At 64.4% G+C, this 20,725-nt stretch carries 20 protein-coding genes; 14 read left to right on the top strand and 6 right to left on the bottom strand.

Going from position 1 to position 20,725, the window contains the following annotated elements:
* The first annotated feature begins 86 nt into the window (after positions 1 to 86).
* From groES to Q0D44_RS03295, 3 genes are all read left to right on the top strand, one after another.
* Positions 87 to 374 carry a co-chaperone GroES gene (gene groES, locus Q0D44_RS03305; RefSeq protein WP_119745439.1) on the top strand — a complete coding sequence of 96 codons (288 nt, stop codon included), beginning with the start codon at positions 87 to 89 and terminating at the stop codon, positions 372 to 374.
* A 78-nt stretch (positions 375 to 452) separates the two neighbouring features.
* Positions 453 to 2,102, top strand: coding sequence for a chaperonin GroEL (groL, locus tag Q0D44_RS03300; RefSeq protein WP_294132361.1), 1,650 nt, complete (start codon positions 453 to 455; stop codon positions 2,100 to 2,102).
* A gap of 113 nt (positions 2,103 to 2,215) precedes the next feature.
* A complete protein-coding gene (locus tag Q0D44_RS03295; RefSeq protein WP_294132359.1) occupies positions 2,216 to 2,686 on the top strand; it encodes an excalibur calcium-binding domain-containing protein in 471 nt (156 codons plus the stop codon).
* Here Q0D44_RS03295 and Q0D44_RS03290 read toward each other — a convergent pair.
* Entirely contained in the window at positions 2,676 to 3,365 is a 690-nt protein-coding gene (locus Q0D44_RS03290; RefSeq protein WP_294132356.1) for a GNAT family N-acetyltransferase, read from the bottom strand. The genes Q0D44_RS03295 and Q0D44_RS03290 overlap by 11 nt on opposite strands.
* Positions 3,366 to 3,554: 189 nt before the next feature.
* Here Q0D44_RS03290 and Q0D44_RS03285 point away from each other — a divergent pair, with 189 nt between their 5' ends.
* Positions 3,555 to 5,510, top strand: a complete 1,956-nt coding sequence (locus Q0D44_RS03285) for an EAL domain-containing protein (protein ID WP_294132353.1) — start codon at positions 3,555 to 3,557, stop codon at positions 5,508 to 5,510.
* Positions 5,511 to 5,530: 20 nt separating this feature from the next.
* Here the strand turns inward: Q0D44_RS03285 and Q0D44_RS03280 are convergent, their stop codons facing one another.
* Positions 5,531 to 6,493 (bottom strand): crotonase/enoyl-CoA hydratase family protein, encoded by a 963-nt coding sequence (locus Q0D44_RS03280; protein WP_294132348.1) that lies wholly within the window; start codon positions 6,491 to 6,493, stop codon positions 5,531 to 5,533.
* Positions 6,494 to 6,730: 237 nt separating this feature from the next.
* Between Q0D44_RS03280 and Q0D44_RS03275 the strand changes: the two genes are divergently transcribed.
* Positions 6,731 to 6,910, top strand: a complete 180-nt coding sequence (locus Q0D44_RS03275) for a hypothetical protein (protein ID WP_217671832.1) — start codon at positions 6,731 to 6,733, stop codon at positions 6,908 to 6,910.
* Positions 6,911 to 6,949: 39 nt separating this feature from the next.
* Positions 6,950 to 8,080 (top strand): tRNA guanosine(34) transglycosylase Tgt, encoded by a 1,131-nt coding sequence (tgt, locus tag Q0D44_RS03270; RefSeq protein ID WP_294132343.1) that lies wholly within the window; start codon positions 6,950 to 6,952, stop codon positions 8,078 to 8,080.
* 112 nt (positions 8,081 to 8,192) lie between these two features.
* Here tgt and Q0D44_RS03265 read toward each other — a convergent pair whose 3' ends face one another.
* Together Q0D44_RS03265 and Q0D44_RS03260 are read right to left on the bottom strand one after the other, a co-directional pair.
* Entirely contained in the window at positions 8,193 to 9,707 is a 1,515-nt protein-coding gene (locus Q0D44_RS03265; RefSeq protein ID WP_294133184.1) for a sensor histidine kinase, read from the bottom strand.
* Positions 9,708 to 9,810: 103 nt separating this feature from the next.
* Complete coding sequence (locus tag Q0D44_RS03260) at positions 9,811 to 10,062, bottom strand: NepR family anti-sigma factor (RefSeq protein WP_294132340.1); 252 nt, start codon at positions 10,060 to 10,062, stop codon at positions 9,811 to 9,813.
* A 292-nt stretch (positions 10,063 to 10,354) separates the two neighbouring features.
* Here Q0D44_RS03260 and Q0D44_RS03255 point away from each other — a divergent pair, with 292 nt between their 5' ends.
* The 4 genes from Q0D44_RS03255 to Q0D44_RS03240 all read left to right on the top strand — a co-directional run bounded on the left by Q0D44_RS03255 (position 10,355) and on the right by Q0D44_RS03240 (position 12,450).
* Positions 10,355 to 11,146 (top strand): response regulator, encoded by a 792-nt coding sequence (locus Q0D44_RS03255; protein ID WP_217672390.1) that lies wholly within the window; start codon positions 10,355 to 10,357, stop codon positions 11,144 to 11,146.
* A 77-nt stretch (positions 11,147 to 11,223) separates the two neighbouring features.
* Positions 11,224 to 11,355 (top strand): hypothetical protein, encoded by a 132-nt coding sequence (locus Q0D44_RS03250; RefSeq protein ID WP_006967174.1) that lies wholly within the window; start codon positions 11,224 to 11,226, stop codon positions 11,353 to 11,355.
* A 119-nt stretch (positions 11,356 to 11,474) separates the two neighbouring features.
* Positions 11,475 to 12,137, top strand: a complete 663-nt coding sequence (locus tag Q0D44_RS03245; RefSeq protein WP_294132333.1) for a sigma-70 family RNA polymerase sigma factor — start codon at positions 11,475 to 11,477, stop codon at positions 12,135 to 12,137.
* Between the two features lie 52 nt (positions 12,138 to 12,189).
* Complete coding sequence (locus Q0D44_RS03240; RefSeq protein WP_294132332.1) at positions 12,190 to 12,450, top strand: hypothetical protein; 261 nt, start codon at positions 12,190 to 12,192, stop codon at positions 12,448 to 12,450.
* Here Q0D44_RS03240 and Q0D44_RS03235 read toward each other — a convergent pair whose 3' ends face one another.
* Positions 12,451 to 13,044: a hypothetical protein gene (locus Q0D44_RS03235; RefSeq protein ID WP_294132330.1), complete on the bottom strand. Its 594-nt coding sequence runs from the start codon at positions 13,042 to 13,044 to the stop codon at positions 12,451 to 12,453.
* Positions 13,045 to 13,228: 184 nt separating this feature from the next.
* Here Q0D44_RS03235 and Q0D44_RS03230 point away from each other — a divergent pair, with 184 nt between their 5' ends.
* From Q0D44_RS03230 to Q0D44_RS03215, 4 genes are read left to right on the top strand one after another with little or no spacing between them, the layout of a single operon-like run.
* Entirely contained in the window at positions 13,229 to 14,617 is a 1,389-nt protein-coding gene (locus Q0D44_RS03230) for a TIGR03013 family XrtA/PEP-CTERM system glycosyltransferase (RefSeq protein WP_294132328.1), read from the top strand.
* 10 nt (positions 14,618 to 14,627) lie between these two features.
* Positions 14,628 to 16,700 carry an XrtA/PEP-CTERM system histidine kinase PrsK gene (gene prsK, locus Q0D44_RS03225; RefSeq protein WP_294132326.1) on the top strand — a complete coding sequence of 691 codons (2,073 nt, stop codon included), beginning with the start codon at positions 14,628 to 14,630 and terminating at the stop codon, positions 16,698 to 16,700.
* Entirely contained in the window at positions 16,700 to 18,064 is a 1,365-nt protein-coding gene (gene prsR / locus Q0D44_RS03220; protein ID WP_294132323.1) for a PEP-CTERM-box response regulator transcription factor, read from the top strand. The genes prsK and prsR overlap by 1 nt, the downstream gene beginning before the upstream one ends.
* Positions 18,061 to 20,097 carry a tetratricopeptide repeat protein gene (locus Q0D44_RS03215; RefSeq protein ID WP_294132321.1) on the top strand — a complete coding sequence of 679 codons (2,037 nt, stop codon included), beginning with the start codon at positions 18,061 to 18,063 and terminating at the stop codon, positions 20,095 to 20,097. The genes prsR and Q0D44_RS03215 overlap by 4 nt, the downstream gene beginning before the upstream one ends.
* Here the strand turns inward: Q0D44_RS03215 and Q0D44_RS03210 are convergent.
* Positions 20,092 to 20,700: a LysE family translocator gene (locus Q0D44_RS03210; RefSeq protein ID WP_294132319.1), complete on the bottom strand. Its 609-nt coding sequence runs from the start codon at positions 20,698 to 20,700 to the stop codon at positions 20,092 to 20,094. The two genes, Q0D44_RS03215 and Q0D44_RS03210, sit on opposite strands and share 6 nt — an antisense overlap.
* Between the last annotated feature and the right edge of the window lie 25 nt (positions 20,701 to 20,725).

Here is a 20,725-nt window from a genome sequence, read left to right as displayed (position 1 = left end):
AGGATAAGGCGAGAGCGGTTTTCGGGGGGATTCATCCCCGGATCGCGCGCCGGACCCATCCCAAACAGAAGGGAAAGGCAATCAACATGGCATTTCGTCCATTGCACGACCGTGTTCTCGTCCGCCGCATCGAAGCGGAAGCAAAGACCGCCGGTGGCATCATCATCCCCGACACCGCCAAGGAAAAGCCGCAGGAAGGCGAAATCGTCTCCGTCGGCACCGGCTCGAAGGCTGAAGATGGCAAGGTGACCCCGCTCGACGTCAAGGCTGGCGACCGCATCCTGTTCGGCAAATGGTCCGGCACCGAAGTCAAGGTCGACGGTGAAGACCTGCTGATCATGAAGGAATCGGATATTCTGGGCGTTGTCGCCTAACGGCGACGGGCTGGGCATCATCGCCTAAGTCTTTCGTTTTCCTGACTATTCCCATTTGCAAGAAAGAGGGTTTTTCCCATGGCTGCAAAAGACGTAAAATTTTCCCGCGACGCTCGTGAGCGCATTCTGCGCGGTGTCGACATCTTGGCCGACGCGGTCAAGGTGACCCTGGGGCCAAAGGGCCGCAACGTCGTTATCGACAAGAGCTTCGGCGCCCCCCGTATCACCAAGGACGGCGTCAGCGTCGCCAAGGAAATCGAACTCAAGGACAAGTTCGAGAATATGGGCGCCCAGATGGTGCGCGAAGTCGCTTCCAAGACCAACGACATTGCTGGCGACGGCACGACCACTGCGACCGTATTGGCGCAGGCGATCGTCCGTGAAGGCATGAAGTCGGTTGCCGCCGGCATGAACCCGATGGACCTGAAGCGCGGCATCGATCTGGCCGTCATCAAGGTTGTCGAGGACCTCAAGGCCCGTTCCAAGCCCGTCGCCGGGACCAAGGAAATCGCCCAGGTCGGCATCATCTCGGCCAATGGCGACACCGTGGTTGGCGAAAAGATCGCCGAAGCCATGGAGCGCGTCGGCAAGGAAGGCGTGATCACGGTTGAAGAAGCCAAGGGTCTCGAATTCGAGCTGGACGTCGTCGAAGGTATGCAGTTCGACCGCGGCTATCTGTCGCCCTATTTCGTGACGAACCCGGAAAAGATGGCTGTAGAGCTGGCTGATCCGTACATTCTGATCCACGAAAAGAAGCTCAGCAACCTCCAGTCGATCCTGCCGATCCTCGAAGCGGTCGTTCAGTCGGGTCGTCCCCTGCTGATCATCGCTGAAGATATCGAAGGCGAAGCGCTGGCGACCCTGGTCGTCAACAAGCTGCGCGGTGGCCTGAAGGTCGCAGCGGTCAAGGCTCCTGGCTTTGGCGATCGTCGTAAGGCGATGCTGGAAGATATCGCTGTCCTGACCAAGGGCGAAGTGATCTCGGAAGATCTGGGCATCAAGCTGGAGAACGTCACGCTGGCGATGCTCGGCACCGCCAAGCGCGTCACCATCGACAAGGACAACACCGTCATCGTCGATGGCGCTGGCGACCATGACTCGATCAAGGGCCGTACCGAGCAGATCCGTCAGCAGATCGAGAACACCACCTCGGACTATGACAAGGAAAAGCTGCAGGAACGTCTGGCGAAGCTCGCTGGCGGCGTGGCCGTCATCAAGGTTGGCGGCGCTTCGGAAGTCGAAGTCAAGGAACGCAAGGACCGCGTCGACGACGCGCTGCACGCCACCCGTGCGGCCGTTGAAGAAGGCATCGTTCCCGGCGGCGGCACCGCTCTCCTCTATGCGACCAAGGCTTTGGCCGGCATGAAGGGTGCGAATGACGACCAGACCCGTGGTATCGACATCATCCGCAAGGCGATCGAAGCGCCGCTGCGCCAGATCGCCCAGAATGCGGGCGTTGACGGTGCCGTGGTTGCCGGCAACCTGCTGCGCGAAAATGACGAGACCCGTGGTTTCAACGCCTCGACCGACGTCTATGAAAACCTGGTGGAAGCCGGCGTGATCGACCCGACCAAGGTCGTTCGTGCGGCGCTGCAGGACGCGGCCTCGGTCGCTGGCCTGCTGATCACCACCGAAGCGGCGATCTCCGAAATGCCTGCCGACGACAAGTCGCCCATGGGCGGCATGCCCGGCGGCGGCATGGGCGGCATGGGCGGCATGGACTTCTAAGTCCAACGCTCTCGCTACGACAAGAAGAGGCCGGTGGAGCGATCCACCGGCCTTTTTCGTGAGGTCAACGCACGGCAACCGGCTGTTTACCGATTGCCGCTAGCAAAATGGCGATGAGTTTCAAAAAGCCTTTCCGCGCCGTCCCGGTGCGGCTCAGCCCCGCCTATCTCGCCCGGCAGCGGCGCGATGCCCGGATGACATTGGCTCTGCGGCTGCTCGCTGTTCTCGCGGTTGGGCTGGTGGCTGCGCTATCGCTACACTGGTTCCGCAGCGAACCCGCCGCCCCGCCTCCGCCAGAGCCTGTCATAGTTGAGGCACGGATCGGGACGCCGGAACCTGTCGTGCGCGAACGGCCGATGAGTGCCGCCGAACTGGACGCGCAACAGCCCTCGGCCGGTGGCGGTCATGCTACCGTGCCGGTCGAAGGTGGGATCGTCCGCAATCAAGCGACGGCCACCGTCTTTCGGGATTGCCGCGCGGCTTGGGCGGCCGGTGCCGCGCCGATCTATCGCGGGCAGCCCGGCTATGATGTCAGCATGGATGGCGACCTGGACGGCATAGCCTGCGAGCCGGTCAGGCGTTAGCCGGATCGCGCACCAGCACGGCCATCGGCAACTCTGCCCGCACCGCAAAGCCCAGCGTCTCGTAGAGGGCGATCGTCCGGCCATGGGCCGCATAGGCGTGCAGGAAGGGCGTCTCGCCCCGGTCCAGCATTGCCTGCATGACGATCCGCATCAAAGCGCCCGCGAGACCCCGGCCACGAAAATCGGGATGGGTGCAGACGCCGCTGACCTCGGTAAAGCCGGGCAGGTGCATCCGCTCGCCCGCCATCGCGACCAGTCGCCCCTGTTCGCGCACACCGATGAAGCGGCCCAGCCGGTGGGTGAGCGGGTGGAAGGGGCCGGGCCGGGTCAATAGCGCCAGCGCGCGCATCTCTTCTGCATCGGCTTCGCCCAGCACGATCCACTCACAGGACGGTGCCGGGGCAGGGTTGAGCGTTGTTGCAACCATCTGGGCCAACGTCGCGGTGCGCGCGATCGTCATACCCGGCGGGGCCACCGCCACATCCTGTCCGACCAGCCACATTTCGCTATCGCCGGTTGCGAGCGCGGCCAGCGCGATCAGGCTGTCCGCACCGTCATCTCCGGTCGCCGCAAAGGGGCCATAAGCGGGATTGAGCCGCATCGCCCGGTCATCCCCCTGCGCCAGTGCCGCCCAGCCGCTGCGCAGCGTGTGCCAGACGGGACGATCAAGCGGGTGCATCAGGCAGGCTCCGGGCTATGAGGCGGGATGGCGCTGCCATATCAGCCCGACCGGCCGGTTCAAGCCGCGCAGCCCTTCGGCTGGGGCTGCGGCCATATTAACCAAAAAATAAAGGGAAAATGCGACACCGGGTCTGGGAACCGGAGACCCGCCAATTTGCGCGCTTTGAGGACATTGTTGGAAAAGCGCATGGCGCAGCGAACGGGGCAGGAGGCCGACGTCCGTCGCAGCCTTGTCGAATCCCTCTATGCGTCTCCTGCATCCCTGACCATTGGCGCTGCCACCGGCACCGCCGTGGGTATCGTCATCAGCAGCATGAGCGACTTTCCGGCGATCCATGCTGTCGTCGTCGCAATCTGCGTGGTTGCCACTCTCCGCGTCATTTCCGCAGTTTTCTTCCATCGCCAGCTGGTCCGCGGCACCGCTGTCGCCTCGCGCAACTGGGAACTGGCCTATGAACTGGGTGCCTGGGCCTATGCCGGGCTGCTGGGGTTGATGGGCTTCGTGACGCTCATCGGATCGGCCAATCCGGTCATTCATATGCTGAGCGTGTCGATGGCGACGGGCTATGCAGGCGGTATCTCCGGCCGCAATGCAGGGCGCGTCCAGATCGCCATCGGGCAAGTGTGCCTGGCCCTGCTGCCGACCGCGACCGGGCTATGGATGGAAGGATCGACCGGCTATCGCGTCCTGTCGGTCGCTATGGTGGCGATGGTGCTGGGCCTGGCGGAAATCAGCTCGACCACCCATCGCATCGTCGTCCAGGCGCTGATCGGCAAGCGCGACAAGTCGCTGCTTGCGGAAAAATTTGAGCGACTCGCCCGCTTCGACAGTCTGACGGGGCTGGAAAACCGCATGGCGATGCAGATGCGGCTGCGCGAAATCTTCGAGACCAGCCAGAAGCGCAACGATGCCGTCGCTATCCTGTGGATGGACATTGACCGGTTCAAGGAAATTAATGATTCGCTTGGCCATATGGTCGGCGACCAGTTGCTGCGCGCGGTGGCGGAGCGGCTGGATGAGGTCGTGCAGGGCCGTGGCCGGATCGCGCGCTTTGGCGGCGATGAATTTGTCATCATCTGCGCCGATACGGACCGGGTGACGGCGGCGGCAATCGCGCAGGAAATCATCAGCTATTTCGCCCATGGCTTCGACCTGTCGGACAATCATCTCCAGGTGACCGCCTCCATCGGTTTCGCGGTCGCGCCGCAGGACGGGCGCGACATGGACGAGCTGATGCAACATGCCGATCTGGCGCTCTACGAAGCCAAGCGGGAGGGGCGCAACCGCGCGTCCAGCTTCAACTGGTCGCTCAAGGAACGCTTCAATCGCGTGCATGAGATCGAGACCGGGCTGCGCCGCGCGCTGGAGACGAATGAACTCAAATTGCTGTTCCAGCCGATCGTCGATCTGGAAAGCGGCCATATCGACGCGTGCGAGGCGCTGCTGCGCTGGGATCATCCGGTGCTGGGTCCGATTTCGCCCGGCGAATTCATCCCGATTGCCGAAAGCATGGGCATGATCGAGGCGATGACCGGCTGGGTGTTGCGCGAAGCCTGTATCGCTGCGGCCTCCTGGCCCGGCGAGGTCCGCATCGCCATCAACGTGTCGCCTGCCTCATTGAAGTCGCACGACCTGCCCGGCAACGTCATCGCCGCGCTGCTGGAGACGGGCCTGCCCGCACGGCGGCTGGAACTGGAAGTCACCGAATCCATTTTCCTGGACGATAGCGGCCAGACCAACGCGATCCTGCGCGAATTGCAGCGCATCGGCCTGCGGCTGGCGCTCGACGATTTCGGCACCGGCTACAGCTCGCTATCCTATCTGCGTTCCTACCGGTTCGACACGCTCAAGGTGGACCAGAGCTTCATGGCCGGGGTCAGCTCCAATGCGGAGGACCGCGCGATCGTGCGCGCCATCGGCAACCTCGCCCGTGATCTGGCGATGGATACGGTGGCCGAAGGCATCGAGACGGCGGACCAGCTACACCACGCCCGTGAAGCCGGGTTCACCAATGTGCAGGGCTATTTGTTCAGCCGTCCGGTGACGAGCGAGCGGATCGCCGAAATGATCGCCGACGGTCCGCTCGAAGGGGGGGAACGCCCCGATCCCGTCATCCACAAACGGCCGCGGCGTCAGGCCTGACCCGCCGCCGCGACCGCGTTTCAGCGTAAGCGGGTCTGCGCCGCCGCCAGCCGCCGCATCATCCGCAAATCGCGATCGGACAGCGACAGGGCCGTATCGGTCCATGTCTCGACAATGTCGGTCAATTCGGCCAGCGTCAGCGGATTGACCCGCCGTCCGGCCCGGTTGATGCCGACATAACCGGCATGATGGGCGCTATGGTCGGCAATCCATTTGGCGGTCGCCGCCTCGCCCTCGCCCGGCTCGACGACCTGCGCGACAATGCCCATCTCGCACATTTCGTCCGCGCTGTAGATACGCCCCTCGGCAATCATCTCGCGCGCCAGCATGGGGCCGACCCGTCGCGACAGCACCGAATAGGCGCCCATGCCGGGGAACAGACCGAACAGGACTTCGGGCAGGCCGAATTTGGCCTGCCGCTCGGCGATGATGACGTCGAAGCACATCAGCGCTTCCAGCCCGCCGCCCAGCGCGTCGCCCTGCGCCAGTCCGATATTGATGATGTTCATGTCGTTGCAGTGCCAGATGCGATCGACAATCTCGCAGCAGGCGACGCCATAGCTGAGCAAGGTGGCGCGATCGCGGCGCTGGATGCATTCGGCGAACATCTCCAGATCGCCGCCCAGATTGAACACGCCGGGGAAGCGCGACCCCAGCACCATGAATTTGAGCGGGCCATCGCGCCCGCTGCCGTCAGCGCCGCCATAGACGCGCTTGCTCTCCCGCTGCCACGCCATCGTGTCGCGAATCAGGCCCAGATTGGAATTGGGCCGTTCATGCGGGGTCATGAAGGCCCACAGGGTCGCCAGTTCCTCGTCCCAGCGCACATCGATCTGGCCCAGGTCGAAAAGGGTGGAGCGGCCGGTTGGAACCGCTATTTCCGCTACGGAAAAGGCCGGTTGGTCGGTGTCGGGCGCAAAATGCTCCTCACCGGCCGTTTCGACCACGTCTCTTGCCGGACTAAACCGTCCTGAATCAATCATCTGCGTCCCCGTTTTTCTATTCCGACTGAACAGAACAGGCTCGCATGGAGGATGCAATCAACCCCCCGCCGGTGAACAGCCCGTTAACTATTTTTGTTGGGAACTGTTGCAAACGCGTCGTCACAAATTGGCCCAAATGAGACTCCTTGTTGCGGATATGCAACAAAACGCCCGTCCTTGGCTATTCTCGATCGTCGCTCAGGGCTTTGTTAACCTTTATTAATTAGCCACAGTCGGATGAACGACCGCGATCAGGACTCCAAATTTGTCACGCTGGCCCTCCATGACGCGGCGGGCGCGGCATGGCCGTTGCGCCTGTCGGCGGACTGCCTGCGCTTCATCGGTCCCTATCGCCGGGTCGAAGGCTTCAACATCGACGCGCTGATGCTGTTTGAAGGCGTGCGCAAGGCGGGGTGAACCCTTGTGCCTGCGCCCGTTCGCTCATAAACGGCGCGCGTGACCCAGACCCGTTTTTCCTTTTCCATCGCCGCGATTGACGGCAAGGCGCGCACCGGCGCGATCCAGATGCAGCGCGGCGAGATCCGCACGCCCGCCTTCATGCCGGTCGGCACCGCCGCCACGGTCAAGGCACTGCGCCCGGCCGAAGTGCGCGCGACCGGCGCGGACATCATATTGGGCAATACCTATCATCTGATGCTGCGTCCCGGCGCGGAGCGCATGGCGCGGCTGGGCGGCCTGCACGGTTTCATGGGCTGGGACCGGCCGATCCTGACCGACAGTGGCGGCTATCAAGTGATGAGCCTGTCGGAACTCACCAAGATGAGCGAACAGGGCGTCGCTTTCTCCAGTCACATCGACGGGTCCAAACATATGCTGACCCCCGAACGGTCGATGGAAATCCAGCGGCTGCTCGACAGCGACATTGTGATGGCGTTCGACGAATGCACCAAAAATGGCTGCACCCATGATGAGGCGGCGCGGTCGATGGAGCGATCGATGCGCTGGGCCAGGCGCTCGCGTGACGGTTTTGATGCAGGTGGCGACCATGCGGAGCGTGCGGCTTTGTTCGGCATCCAGCAGGGATCGCTGGACAAAGGTTTAAGGCAGCAGTCCGCGCAGCAACTGATCGACATCGGCTTTGATGGCTATGCCGTGGGTGGGCTGGCCGTAGGCGAGGGGCAGGAGGCGATGTTCGCCACGCTAGATTTCGCGCCCGACATGCTGCCGCAGGACAAGCCGCGCTACCTGATGGGCGTGGGCAAGCCCGACGATATTGTCGGCGCAGTCGAACGCGGCATCGACATGTTCGATTGCGTGCTGCCCACCCGGTCGGGGCGCAACGGGCAAGCTTTCACCTGGGCCGGGCCGCTCAACATCCGCAACGCCCGCTTTGCCGAAGATACAGGGCCGCTCGATCCACGCTGCACCTGCCCGGTCTGCGCGACCTGGGGGCGGGCCTATCTGCATCATCTGGTGAAAGCCGGAGAGATGCTGGGCGCTATGCTGATGACCCAGCATAATATCCATTTCTACCAATCGCTGATGCAGGCGATCCGCGACAGCATCGCTGCCGGGCAATACGCTACATTCGCCGCCGATTTCCGCCGAGATTATCAGCGCGCCTGAGCGACGACGCAAACTCCTAACCCCCGTTCGTTTCGAGCGCAGTCGAGAAACTGCGCGCTATCGTTTCTCGACTGCGCTCGAAACGAACGGATCAAGGTGTAGGCATCGCGCTTCAGGGAATGACGCTGATCTCGATCGTATAGCCGCCCGCTTCCGCATCATGGTCCAGCGGCGCGCGCAACTGACGCGACAGGCCGGTCAATACCCGGCCATAGCGTTCGGCCAGATGGACCGTCATTGTCTCCGACGCGCGCAGGCCGCTCGACCGCACGCTCAGCAGCGCGCGCGTGTCGCGACCCGCCACCCCCCGCACCGCAATCCGCATCGCGCCATGCGGGTCGAGCATCATTGCCAGTTCGACCAGTTCGGTCAGCAGAAAGGCGATCGGCACGGCGACATCCTGACTGATGTGCAGGTCGTCCGCGTCGATCTGAATGCCAAAGCGCCGGGCTTGTGCCGGGGCGGTGCCGCGCAGGCTGGCGGACAATTCGCTGATCAGCGGGCGCACGCCCACGCCGCGATTATCCTCCAGCTCGGCGAAATGATTGCGATGGACGACGGACAGAGCATCAACCCGCCGCTGGATCGAGGCATAGGCTTCCACCGCTTCGGGATCATGTGCGGACCGGGCGTGCAGGTTGATCAGGCTGGCGATGATCTGGAGGTTGTTCTTGACCCGGTGATGCACCTCACGGGTCAGCTTGCGCTGGGTTTCCAGACCCTGCGCCATTTCCGCTTCATGAGTGGCGACATCTTCGCTGATCTCGCGGAAGGTTTCGCCCAGCGCGACAATCTCCTGCGCCGGAGTGCGGACCTTTTGCAGCGGCTCCAGCACTTCGCCCGGATGATAGGCCGCAACCGACCGGCGCAGCAGCACCAGCGGGCGGATCAACAGGCGATTGACGACAAACCAGCCGACCGCCGCCGCCGCCGCAAACCACATGACGAGCGGCAGGAAGAGCGAGAGCATCCGGGCAACCGTTGCGGGCGGATCTCGCACGGTCATGGTCAGCACGATGTCGGGCGGGTCGAGCCGGGCCGACAGGCTGCTGCTATGGCCATTGATCGGCGCGCCGCCGGGACGGCTGATGACCATCCGCGCGTCACCCTGCCGCAGGGTCAGTTGCCGATTTTGCAGCGCGGTGGCGGGATCAGCGACGCTTTCGAGGTGCGCGCGCGAATAATAGGCAAAGCCGACCAGCGCGCCGTTGCGGCTGCGCACCCGGCTCACCAGAAATTGCGACGTGGGCAGCAATTGCGCGTCCTTGCCCGCGAAACGATCGCCGATGGCGATGCCAGCGGGTTCCGGGACGGGCGATCCGCACAGGCGCTGGCCGCGCCGGTCGTAAATGTAAAAATGCCCGCCATCGCGGTCATGCGAGGTCAGGAAAAGCTCCAGCCGCTGGCAGATGCCGGTCTCGCTGCCGGGGCTGGCGAGGGCGTTAACCGTCAGTTCCAGCGCTGTCCGATCCGATTGCAGATCGGCGGTCAGCTTGCGCGCGCTCTGCGTCACCGCGACGCGCAGCAGGGCTTCCTTTTCAAGGTCGGCGGTGCGGATGGCCTGGAGCGAGGCGATGAGCGCGATCAGCCCCAACGGCAGAAGCGCCAGCGTCAGGATGAGGAACATCTTGACACCGGTTGACCGGAAAAATCCAGCAAGCGGCACGCCCGGCGATCGGGCGGTCCCGGTGCGGGCGGCCGGAGGAAGGCTGCCCCCGTTCATGACCGTCTCAGTCCAGCTTGCTCAGCAGATCGAGCATTTCCGAGGGGATATCTTCATCCACAGCGCGCTGATAGACGGTGCGCAACGCCTGGGACACATGGCCATCTTCTTTTGGGGCGGCACGGCGTTTGCGGGGTGACGAAGCGGCATGAGGGCCGCTGTCCGGGCTGGTAACGCCATCTGGCTTACCCCCTCCCGCCGCATTACGTTCCGTCGATGAAGAAACCAAAATCAGCCCCTCTGAAGCAATATCTGACACGCCAGTCTGCCCGTATTTGCGGGATTCTTACAGGACGTCAATTCGTCGTCCCGCGCGATTGATACAAAATTCACGATAAAATCGAAAAATCCATATGGCTGCGAAACAAATCTCGTCATTGATGGTTCCGGCGAATGAAGCATTTTTTATGCAGCCGCGCTTTTGGCTATGTTTGGGGGACGGGGGTTGCCATGTCGGCAGGGACATTCCATCCTTTCACACGCCACACCTCTACGCCGGCACCGATGCTTCGGAACATTACGCCCCTTATGGGCAGGGAGAAGATTTGACGATGTCGCTTGGACAGCAATTGCACCCCCATCTTCCGTTCCTGCGGCGCTATGCCCGCGCGTTGACCGGCAGCCAGGCGCATGGCGACGCCTATGTCCGCGCCGCGCTGGAGGCGATCGTCGCCGCGCCGGAGGAGTTTCCATCCGACGTCGATCCTCGTCTGGGCCTCTACCGCACCTTCCATGCCATCTGGTCCTCCTCCCATCTGGAGGATATTCCGGTGACGTCGGGCGGCAGCCGCGAAGCGATCGCGCAGGCGCGGCTTGCCCGCCTGACCCCGCTGCCGCGTCAGGCGCTGCTGCTGACCGCGCTCGAAGGCTTCACCGTCGATGACGTCGCTTATCTGATCGACATGGACAGCGCCGATGTGGAGGCGCTGGTCGAGGAAGCACTCAGCGAAATCGAGGCGCAGACCCGCGCCAAGGTGCTGATTATCGAGGATGAGCCGATCATCGCGATGGACATTGAAACCATCGTCCGCGATCTGGGCCATGATGTGACCGCGATCGCCGTCACGGCGGAAGATGCGGTGCGCGAAGCGCTGGCCGATCGTCCGGGGCTGGTGCTGGCCGATATCCAGCTGGCCGACGACAGCAGCGGCATCGACGCGGTGAAGGATATCCTGGCTGAATTTTCGGTGCCGGTGATCTTCATCACCGCCTTCCCCGAACGGCTGCTGACGGGTGAACGGCCAGAGCCGACCTTCCTGATCACCAAGCCGTTCCAGCGGTCGACCGTCAAGGCGGCGATTTCGCAGGCGCTGTTCTTTGACGAGGCGACCGCGCCGGCCTGATAGGGGCTTAAATACCGACTGGTGGAACTCCCGATCGTTGCTGGCGTTAATGATGCGTAACGATCGGGAGATGGGCCATGGTTGATCCTGAACAGCATATCACGACCGATGACGCGCGCGGCGGATCGACAGAGCATGTCGTGCGCTATGTGCTGGGCATTTCGCTGGCACTGGCCGTGATCGCAATGCTCTTCGTGCTCTGGCGCTGACGGCACAGATTGCGGGACCTGGTTTTTGACGGCACATGATTTAGGATGCGGGCGCATTTATGGCTTTGACGATGTCGGTTCATGGGATGAGGACGGCAACCACCAAGGGGGACCTGCCCATGTCTGATGACGTTGGCGACAGCGATGACCTGACCGAGATTGTGCCGGCGGAAGAGCGTGCGCCGCTTTCGGATACGGATTTCAAGCGCGAACTGGCAGCGGTGATCCCGCACCTTCGCGCCTTTGGCCGTTCGCTGTCGGGCAATCGCGATACTGCGGACGATCTGGTGCAGGAAACCCTGCTCAAGGCGTGGGCGGCGCGGCAGCGCTTTCAGGCCGGCACCAACATGCGGGCCTGGACCTTCATCATCCTGCGCAACCATTATCTCTCGCAGATGCGCCGTTCGCGTTTTCGCGGCGATTGGGACGACCTGACCGCAGATCGCATCCTCGCGGCGCCTGCATCGCAGGACAAGCATGTCGAACTCAGCGACATGCAGCGCGCCTTGCTGCAACTGCCCCAGCCTCAGCGCGAGGCGCTGATTTTGGTCGGCGCGGGGGGCTTTGCCTATGAGGAAGCCGCCGAGATTTGCGGCGTTGCCGTCGGCACGATCAAGAGCCGGGTGGCCCGCGGTCGCGCGGCGCTGGAACAGATACTCGAAAGCGGCGACCTGCCGTCGCGCCGCAGCCAGGTGACGACCGAAACAGCCGTGCTGGACGAGATTATGGATGATGTCGACCGGCTCAGCCGTGGTCGTGATCATGGCCCGATAGAGGATTAACAGGAACGATTGGCCCGCTCGGCCCGTTGTTGCTCCATCAAGGAGACGCAATATGGGCAACGACCCTACGGGGCGGGACGATCCGTCCGTTCATGTGACCATAGTCGAGCGATCGCGTGGCAGCGGCGTGGTGTTTGCGCTGGTCGCGCTCGCGCTGATCCTGGCCATCGGCTTTTTCTACCTGACCAACGATCGCCGCGATGACCGGCAGGCAGAAGCCGTCACCGGGGCCGCGCAGTCCGTGGACGACGCGGCCAAAATGGTCGGTGACGCGGCCAAGGATGCCGCCGACAAGCTGCGCGACACCAAATGATCAAAAGCGGCGTGAGACGCTGACGCCATAGAGCGGCTGGAGCGCGCAGTCATCGGGTGCGCGGCCATAGGCGGCCTTGTCCATGCACGCCGCCGCCGACGCGAAATTCGCCGCGATCGCGGCCCGCGCCATGCCCATGCCGCCATCCAGTGCCGATCCTTCGCCCTTCACCGTCGTCGCGATCGTCCGGTCCAGCAAGACCTGTTGGTTGTCGATGCGGACCAGCTGATAATGCAGCGTAGCGGTCGTTTCCTTGCTCGCGATCAGAAAGCTGGCGGGCGAATCAAGCCCCTGCCATGTCGCCACCAGCCGTACCCGCGCCTCTTTGCCGCTGGGGGCCAGCAGGTTCATCCGCTCCAGCGTTTCGCGCAGCCCCTTGTGCAGGCGGCCGGGTGGCGCGGCCTTGAACCGGACGATCGCCGTGATCCCTTCGACATCCCCCACCGACACGCGATGATAGAGCGGATGGTCGCGCGCCACCGGGACGGGCTTTTCCGGCGCGAAGGGCAGGCCGATCGCCACCAGCGGGATGTCGGGGGAGGGGGCCGCGCCGATCAGGGCGAAGGCGGCGAGGGAAAGCAGAAGCGGACGCATGGCCTCCTCTCTGGCGCGGGACACTTTAAGAGCCGATAATTGCCATGGCTAATCACCCGTTGACGTCGATTGGCGCGCAGATTCAGGATTTCTTTGCCATTTTCGGGCAGGGTATGGGCCTGTCGGATTTTCTTACAGCCATTGTAAGGGCAGGTCCGACACCACCAGGACCGATAGTGCGACCATGATCAGGCTGTTCAAACATTATGTGCCGCACGCCGTGCTGCTGCTGGGGCTGCTCGATTTCGTGCTGCTGCTCTGCGCTGCGGAGGGCGGCTGGATCTTGCGCGCGCACCAGATTGGCATGGATATCGAGCATGTGACGACCCGCATGGGGCCGCTGCTCAGCTTCGCCTTCGCTATCCAGACTGGCATGATCGCGGTCGGCGTCTATGGCACCGAAGCGTTGCAATCGATCCGATTCGCCTTTGCGCGGCTGCTGGTCGCGGTGTCGCTGGGCGTCATTTTTCTCTCGGTCCTCTATTTCCTGCTGCCCGGCATGACGCTGTGGCGCTCCAACTCGCTCTACGCGATGGGGCTGGCGATGGGCTTGCTGCTGGCGCTGCGTCTGCTGCTCGGTTCGATGCTGGGCGGCGAAGCGTTCAAGCGGCGGCTGGTCGTGCTGGGCGCGGGCAATCGCGCCGACCGCATCCGCGAACTGGAAAAGAAGAAGGGCGCTGGCTATCTCGTCGTCGGCTATATCGCCATGAATGACGGGCCGCAGGTGGTGCAGGAAGCTATCAACCGCAGCGCCATCTATAATCTGTCCGATTTCGTAGTCCGCCTGAATGCCAGCGAAGTGGTGCTGGCGCTGGAGGAACGGCGTAACGCCATCCCGATGTCCGACCTGCTGCGGATCAAGACCACTGGCGTCCATGTCAACGACCTGTCGACCTTCCTTGAGCGGGAGACGGGCCGGGTCGACCTGGCCAGCGTCAATCCCAGCTGGCTGATCTTTTCCGACGGCTTTTCGGCCGGTCGCCGCATATCCAGTTTTGCCAAACGCCTGTTCGACATCGTCGCCAGCGCCCTGCTGCTGGCGCTGACCGGCCCCGTCATCCTGATCGCCGCCATCTTGGTGAAGCTCGACAGCAAGGGACCGGCTTTCTACCGGCAACAGCGGGTTGGCCTGTTCGGCCAGGAATTCTGGATCGTGAAGCTGCGCACCATGCGGACCGACGCGGAAGTGGATGGTCAGGCGGTCTGGGCGGAAAAAGATGATCCGCGCATCACCCGCCTTGGCTATTGGCTGCGCAAGTTGCGGATCGACGAATTGCCGCAGACCTGGACGGTGCTGAAAGGTGAAATGAGCTTTGTCGGCCCGCGCCCCGAACGCCGCCAGTTCGTCGAGGATCTGGAACAGCATCTGCGCTATTATGCCGAACGCCATATGGTAAAGCCGGGTATCACCGGCTGGGCGCAGATCAACTACCCCTATGGCGCGTCGATCGAGGATGCCCGGCACAAGCTGGAATATGATCTGTATTACGCCAAGAATTACACGCCTTTCCTGGACCTTTTGATCCTGATCCAGACCCTGCGGGTGGTCCTCTGGCCCGACGGCGCGCGCTGAGGCGTATCCTATGGGCACGCTGCTTCAATTTGTCGGCGACTGGGGCCATGCGCTGGCCGCGGTGCTGTTTGCGGCGCTGGGCATCTTCATCCTGCGCCGGCGGGACGACACGGCCGAACCCCGGATGCTGGCTGTCGCGCTGCTGCTGACGAGTTGCTGGGCGCTTTATGTGTCCTTCGGCGGCGTCTCCAAACCGCTGACCGGTATCGGCGAAAGCATCCGCAATGCCGCCTGGCTGCTGACGATGTTCGTCATGCTGCGGCGCGGGCCGGTGGGCCGGGCCGGGCCGATCCTGGCGATCAGTGCGCTCTATGCTGCGGTTGCCGGGCTGATCCTGCTCCAGACTTCGACCGATCTGGTCTGGCGGCAATTGTCGCCCGACAGCGACCTGCACCGCGCGCTGGTCACCGTGTCGCTGATCCTGCGGATGATGGCCGCGATCGGCAGCCTGCTGCTGGTCCACCATCTCTACACCGCTTGGCCCTCGCGTGAGCGGGGCGGGGTGGCGTTACTGCTCGGCGCGCTGGCGGCGATGTGGACCTACGACCTTAATCTCTACGCGCTCTGCTATTTCGCCCCGACCCGTGTGAGCGAACTCTACGCCCTGCGCGGCCTGCTGATGGCGCTGCTGGCCCCGGTGATCGCGGTGGGCATGCGCAAGGATATGGCCGGGCGGCTGCAATTGTCGCGCACCCTGACCTTCCAGTCGCTCTCGCTCTTTGCCATTGCGCTGTACGTCATCGTCCTGACCGCCGCCGCTGTGCTGGTCGAACTGATCGCCGGGCCTTATGCGCGGGTGGTGGAGATTGGCGCGGTATTTTTTACCACCGTCACCGCGCTGGTGCTGCTGCCATCGCCGCAGATGCGCGCGCTGTGGAAGGTGCAGGTCGCCAAGCATTTCTTCCAGCACCGCTATGATTATCGCACCGAATGGATGCGCTTTGGCGAGACGATCGGTCGCCCCGGTGATGATGCTGCGCCGCTGGGCGAGCGGGTGGCCAAGGCGGTCGCCGACATCACCGATTCGCCCGCCGCCATGCTGTTGCTGCGTGACGAACAGGGCGGGCTGACCTTCGAGACGCACTGGAACTGGGACGGCGACCTGCCCGATAGCGCGACGCTGGCCCCAGAGACGGTGGTCGCATGGGAACAGACTGGCTGGATCATCGACCTTGGCAAGCCCAGGACCGGGGAGGGCGCGCTGAATCTGCCCGACTGGATGACGGAGGACAGGCGCGGCTGGGCGCTGGTGCCGCTCGTTCATTATGGCCGCCTGATCGCCGCGATCCTGCTTGCCCGCCCGCCGATCGACCGGCGGCTCGACTGGGAGGATTTCGACATGCTGCGCGCTGCCGGACGGCAGGCCGCGACCTACATCAGCGAGGCGCAGGGCCAGCAGGCGCTGGACGATGCGCAGCGGTTCGAGGAATTCAACCGCCGCTTCGCCTTCATCATTCATGACGTGAAAAATCTGGTCAGCCAGCTTTCGCTGCTCGCCCGCAATGCACAGCGCCATGCCGACAACCCGGATTTCCGCGCCGATATGGTCCTGACGCTCCAGGAATCGGTCGGCAAGATGAACGACATGCTCGCCCGCCTGTCGCAGCATAATAAGGGGCGGGCGGAGGAGCCGCGCCCGCTCTCGCTGCGCGACATGGCCGATCAGGTCGCCCGCACCCGCGCGCGCCAGCATCCCGTCGAGGTGTTCGGCACTGCGCCGCTGGCGCTGGCCGATCCCGCGCGGGTCGAACAAATCCTCACCCATCTGCTTCAGAACGCGATCGACGCCAGCGCGCCCGACAGCCCGGTCGAACTGCGGCTGTCCGCCGACGCCAGCGATGTGCTGGTCGAGATTATCGACCATGGCCGGGGCATGAGCGCGGAATATATCCGCCGCGACCTGTTCAAGCCCTTTTCCTCCAGCAAGGCGGGCGGTTTCGGCATTGGCGCGTTCGAGGCGCGCGCGCTGGCGCAGGCCATGGGCGGGCGCATCGACGTCGAAAGCAAGATCGGCGTCGGCAGCCGTTTCACCCTGCGCCTGCCGCTGGCCCCCCGGATCGACCAAAAAGAGAAAGCCGCCTGATGAGCGACACGCGCCCCAAATTGCTGATCGTCGAGGATGATCCGGGTCTCCAGCGCCAGTTGCGCTGGGCCTATGAGGATTATCAGCTGTTCATCGCGGGCGACCGGGACGAAGCGATCGAGATGCTGCGCGCGGAAACGCCCGATGTCGTGACGCTGGACCTTGGCCTGCCGCCGGACCCGGATGGCACCAGCGAGGGCTTTGCCACGCTGGCCGAGATTTTGCGGATCAAGCCCGACACCAAGGTCATCGTCGCGTCCGGCCATGGCGCGCGTGAAAGCGCGCTGGATGCGATTGCGGGCGGGGCCTATGATTTTTACCAGAAGCCGGTCGACATCGACGAACTGGGCATGATCGTCCGCCGCGCTTTCCATGTTCATGCGCTGGAACAGGAAAATGCGCGGCTTGCCGACACCGCGCCGGAGGATGGCCGGGTCTTGGGCCGCCTGATCAGCGCTGCGCCTGAAATGATGAAGGTCGCCCGCACCATCGAACGGGTCGCGAGCGCGCAGGTCTCCGTCCTGCTGCTCGGCGCCAGCGGCACCGGCAAGGAATTACTGGCGCAGGGGCTGCACGATGCCAGTCCGCGCCGGAACGGCGCTTTCGTCGCGATCAATTGCGCGGCGATCCCTGAGACGCTGCTCGAATCCGAACTGTTCGGCCATGAAAAGGGCGCGTTCACCGGCGCAGTCAAGATGACGCCGGGCAAGATCGAACAGGCGCAGGGCGGCACATTGTTCCTGGATGAAGTGGGCGACATTCCGCTGGCGCTCCAGGTCAAATTGCTGCGCTTCTTGCAGGAACGCTCGATCGAGCGGGTCGGCGGGCGCACCGCGATTGCCGTCGATACCCGCATCGTCTGCGCCACTCACCAGAATCTTGAGGAGATGATCGCAGCCGGCAGCTTCCGCGAGGATCTTTACTATCGCCTCGCCGAAATCGTGATCCGCATCCCGGCGCTGAAAGACAGGCCGGGCGACCCGGCGCTGCTGGCGCGGCATTTCCTGACCCGCTTCGCGCGGGAGATGAACCCTGGGGTCAAGGGGCTGGCCCCCGACGCGCTGGCCGCGCTCGACGCCTGGACCTGGCCGGGCAATGTGCGCGAGCTGGAAAATCGCATGAAGCGGGCGGTCATCATGGCCGATGGCAAGCTGGTGACTGCCGCCGATCTCGACCTGGACGAGGAACGCGCCGCCGGGGGCGAAGTCGTGAACCTGAAGGCCGCGCGCGAAATGGCCGACCGGCGCGCCATCCGCCGCGCCATCGCCCGCACCGACGGCAATATATCGGGCGCGGCCAAGATATTGGGGATCAGCCGCCCGACCCTATACGATCTGCTCAAACACTATCAGATGCAGGCATGAGCCGGACACGCATCCTTCTGATCGCTGGAATCGTCGTCCTGCTGCTCGGCGTGGCTGGCCTGTGGCAATGGCGTGCGCATGAGCGCGATGGCAGCGCGGCGCTGACGCGCGGGCTGGCAGCGCTTGACCGGGGGGACGCGCGCACGGCGCGGATCGAGCTGATGAACGCGATCAAGGGCGCGCCGCGTTCCGTGGTCGCGCGGGAGGCGCAGGCGCGGGCGCTGGTGGAACTGGGCGATGGCGCGGGGGCGCAGGCTGAAGCGGAGCGCGCGCGGGCTTTGGGTGCGCCGCCGTCGCAGACGCGCGCGGTCATGGCGCAGGCGCTGTTGTTGCAGGGCGATGCCGCCGCTGCGCTCAAGGAGGCTCGTGGGCCTGACGTCCCCGACACCGACCTGGACATGGTCGCGCGGGTTACAGCGCGCGCCGCCATGGCCCAGGGGGATATGCGCGCGGCGCACAATGCGCTGGCCAGCGCTCTGTCGATTGCGCCCAATGACGCGGAAAATTGGGTCGAGCTTGGCCGCTTCCGGCTGGCGACCGGCGATCAGGCGGGGGCGATTGCGGCGGCTGACCGGGCCGTTGCATTGAACCCTGCCGATGCCAAGGCGCTGACGCTGCGCGGTGAACTGACCCGCGCCCAATATGGCCTGACCGCATCGCTGCCCTGGTTCGATCGGGCGCTGGCGGTTCGTCCCGATTCGATCCCGACGATGGAGCAATATGCCGCGACGCTGGCCGATGCCGGATCGGCGGGCGCGATGCTCAGCCTCACGCGCCGCATCCTGGCGCTCGATCCCGCCAATGCGCGGGCGTGGATTATGCAGGCGGTGATGGCGGCGCGCGCGGGCAAGGCTGATCTGGCCCGCACTTTGCTGGATCGCACGCAGGGGCGGCTGGACGATGAACCGGCGACCCGGCTGTTGCGCGGCGTGCTGAATTTGCAGGAGGGCAATGCCGTCTTGGCCGCGCAAGCGCTGGCCCCGCTGGTCGCGGCCCAGCCCGACAATCGCACCGCCCGCACGCTGCTGGCCCGCGCCCAATATCTGACCGGCGATTATGCCGGTGCGGCGACGCTGCTGGCCCCGGTCGTCGCCCAGCGCGACGCCGATCCCTATGTGCTGACGCTGGCCGCCCGCGCCCAGGAGGGGTTGGGCAATCGGGCGATGGCCGCCGACATGCTCGCCCGTGCCGCCTGGCCGGTGCGTGCCGCTGCCGATCCCTTCGCCAGTCCGCGCGATGCGATGCTGGCCGATGGACCGCCGCCCGCCAATGCCACGACCGCGCGCGACAATATCCCCTATATCCGCGCCTTGCTGAGCACCGGTCGCACCGGTGACGCACTGGCCCGCGCTGAGGCGCTCAACCGCGCCAATCCCGGTGCGCCCGATGCCTGGCTGATTCTGGGCGATACACTCGGCGCTGCGGGCCGTCCCGCCGACGCCGCGCGCGCTTATGAAGCGGCGGCCAACATCCGTTTCGATCGCGCTGCTGCCATGCGCCTTGCGGCCGCCTGGGGGCAGGCGGGCAATGCCGTGCGTGCGGCGCAGGTCGTGCAATTGTTCCTGACCCAACATCCCAATGACGTCGAAGCCCAGCGCCTTGCCGCAGCCATCGCCATGCAGCGCCAGGACTGGCGCGCTGCGCTGCGGCTGTTGCAGGCGGTGCGGGCGCAGACCGGGGATGGTGACGCGGTGCTGATGGCCGATATCGCCAGAGCCGCGCTGGAAAGCGGCGATCGGACTGCTGCGCGCGCTTACGCCGCCCATGCCTATCGCCTGATGCCCGCCAACCCGATGACTGCCGATATTTATGGCTGGACTCTGCTGCGCACTGGCGAAAAGGGACCGGCGGTGGTCGATCTACTGGAGAAAGCGGTGGCGCTGGCACCGGGACTTCCCGTGCTGCAACTCCATCTGGGGCAGGCCTATGTCGCGGCGGGGCGCAAGGATGAGGCGAAACTGGCGCTGCAACGTGCTGCGACCGGCAATTTTGCCGGGAAACAGGAAGCGGTCGACGCGCTGGCGGCGCTATAGTCCCGTTGACAGCAGGAACCAGCCCGCCACGCCGACCAATCCCACAGCCATGATCCTGCGGACCAGCCGGGTCCGCGCCGGATCGCCCAACCAGCGATGCGCGCCCGCGCCCAGCAGGATGATGACGATGTGGATGGTCGTGGCAATGCTGACACTGATCATGGTCAGCATGATGGCCATCGGGAAAGTCAGCTTGCCATCGGGCAGGAAGGGCGGGGCGATCAGCACATAAAAGAGAAACGCTTTTGGATTCAGCAGGTTGATCATTGCGCCGGTTGCGAACTGCCGGGCGAGGCCGGCCTGTTGCCGCGCGGTCGGGCTGGCGGGCGCACCGTCTCGCCACGCATCGGCCGCCAGCCAGAGCATCAACGCCGCTCCGGCCCAGCGTAGCATCGTCCATAACCAGGGTGTCGTGGACAGGATGACGGCCAGCCCCGCTGCCGCAAGCAGTCCGTTGATCGCCAGACCCAGCGTTGTGCCCAGTGCAGCCGCCAGCCCCATCCGCCGTCCCCGCGTCGCGGCGAGCATGGCGAGCCACGCCATGTTCGGTCCGGGCGTCAGTTCGATGACCAGCACGGTCAGGGCAAAGCCCATCCAGTCCATCAGCGGGCTTTGGTCATGAAGGCCG

The organism is Sphingobium sp., from assembly GCA_023266575.1.
Lineage (GTDB): Bacteria > Pseudomonadota > Alphaproteobacteria > Sphingomonadales > Sphingomonadaceae > Sphingobium.
Note: the sequence above shows the minus strand (reverse complement) of the source record. Positions and strands in the feature narration are given on the sequence as shown.

Excerpts from the sequence above, each read along its gene's own strand:
- groES (WP_119745439.1), top strand. The coding sequence starts at position 87 with ATGGCATTTCGTCCATTGCACGACCGTGTTCTCGTCCGCCGCATCGAA.
- groL (WP_294132361.1), top strand. The coding sequence starts at position 453 with ATGGCTGCAAAAGACGTAAAATTTTCCCGCGACGCTCGTGAGCGCATT.
- Q0D44_RS03295 (WP_294132359.1), top strand. The coding sequence starts at position 2,216 with ATGAGTTTCAAAAAGCCTTTCCGCGCCGTCCCGGTGCGGCTCAGCCCC.
- Q0D44_RS03290 (WP_294132356.1), bottom strand. The coding sequence starts at position 3,365 with ATGCACCCGCTTGATCGTCCCGTCTGGCACACGCTGCGCAGCGGCTGG.
- Q0D44_RS03285 (WP_294132353.1), top strand. The coding sequence starts at position 3,555 with ATGGCGCAGCGAACGGGGCAGGAGGCCGACGTCCGTCGCAGCCTTGTC.
- Q0D44_RS03280 (WP_294132348.1), bottom strand. The coding sequence starts at position 6,493 with ATGATTGATTCAGGACGGTTTAGTCCGGCAAGAGACGTGGTCGAAACG.
- Q0D44_RS03275 (WP_217671832.1), top strand. The coding sequence starts at position 6,731 with ATGAACGACCGCGATCAGGACTCCAAATTTGTCACGCTGGCCCTCCAT.
- Q0D44_RS03265 (WP_294133184.1), bottom strand. The coding sequence starts at position 9,707 with ATGTTCCTCATCCTGACGCTGGCGCTTCTGCCGTTGGGGCTGATCGCG.
- Q0D44_RS03255 (WP_217672390.1), top strand. The coding sequence starts at position 10,355 with ATGTCGCTTGGACAGCAATTGCACCCCCATCTTCCGTTCCTGCGGCGC.
- Q0D44_RS03250 (WP_006967174.1), top strand. The coding sequence starts at position 11,224 with ATGGTTGATCCTGAACAGCATATCACGACCGATGACGCGCGCGGCGGA.
- Q0D44_RS03245 (WP_294132333.1), top strand. The coding sequence starts at position 11,475 with ATGTCTGATGACGTTGGCGACAGCGATGACCTGACCGAGATTGTGCCG.
- Q0D44_RS03240 (WP_294132332.1), top strand. The coding sequence starts at position 12,190 with ATGGGCAACGACCCTACGGGGCGGGACGATCCGTCCGTTCATGTGACC.
- Q0D44_RS03235 (WP_294132330.1), bottom strand. The coding sequence starts at position 13,044 with ATGCGTCCGCTTCTGCTTTCCCTCGCCGCCTTCGCCCTGATCGGCGCG.
- Q0D44_RS03230 (WP_294132328.1), top strand. The coding sequence starts at position 13,229 with ATGATCAGGCTGTTCAAACATTATGTGCCGCACGCCGTGCTGCTGCTG.
- prsK (WP_294132326.1), top strand. The coding sequence starts at position 14,628 with ATGGGCACGCTGCTTCAATTTGTCGGCGACTGGGGCCATGCGCTGGCC.
- prsR (WP_294132323.1), top strand. The coding sequence starts at position 16,700 with ATGAGCGACACGCGCCCCAAATTGCTGATCGTCGAGGATGATCCGGGT.
- Q0D44_RS03215 (WP_294132321.1), top strand. The coding sequence starts at position 18,061 with ATGAGCCGGACACGCATCCTTCTGATCGCTGGAATCGTCGTCCTGCTG.
- Q0D44_RS03210 (WP_294132319.1), bottom strand. The coding sequence starts at position 20,700 with ATGGACTGGATGGGCTTTGCCCTGACCGTGCTGGTCATCGAACTGACG.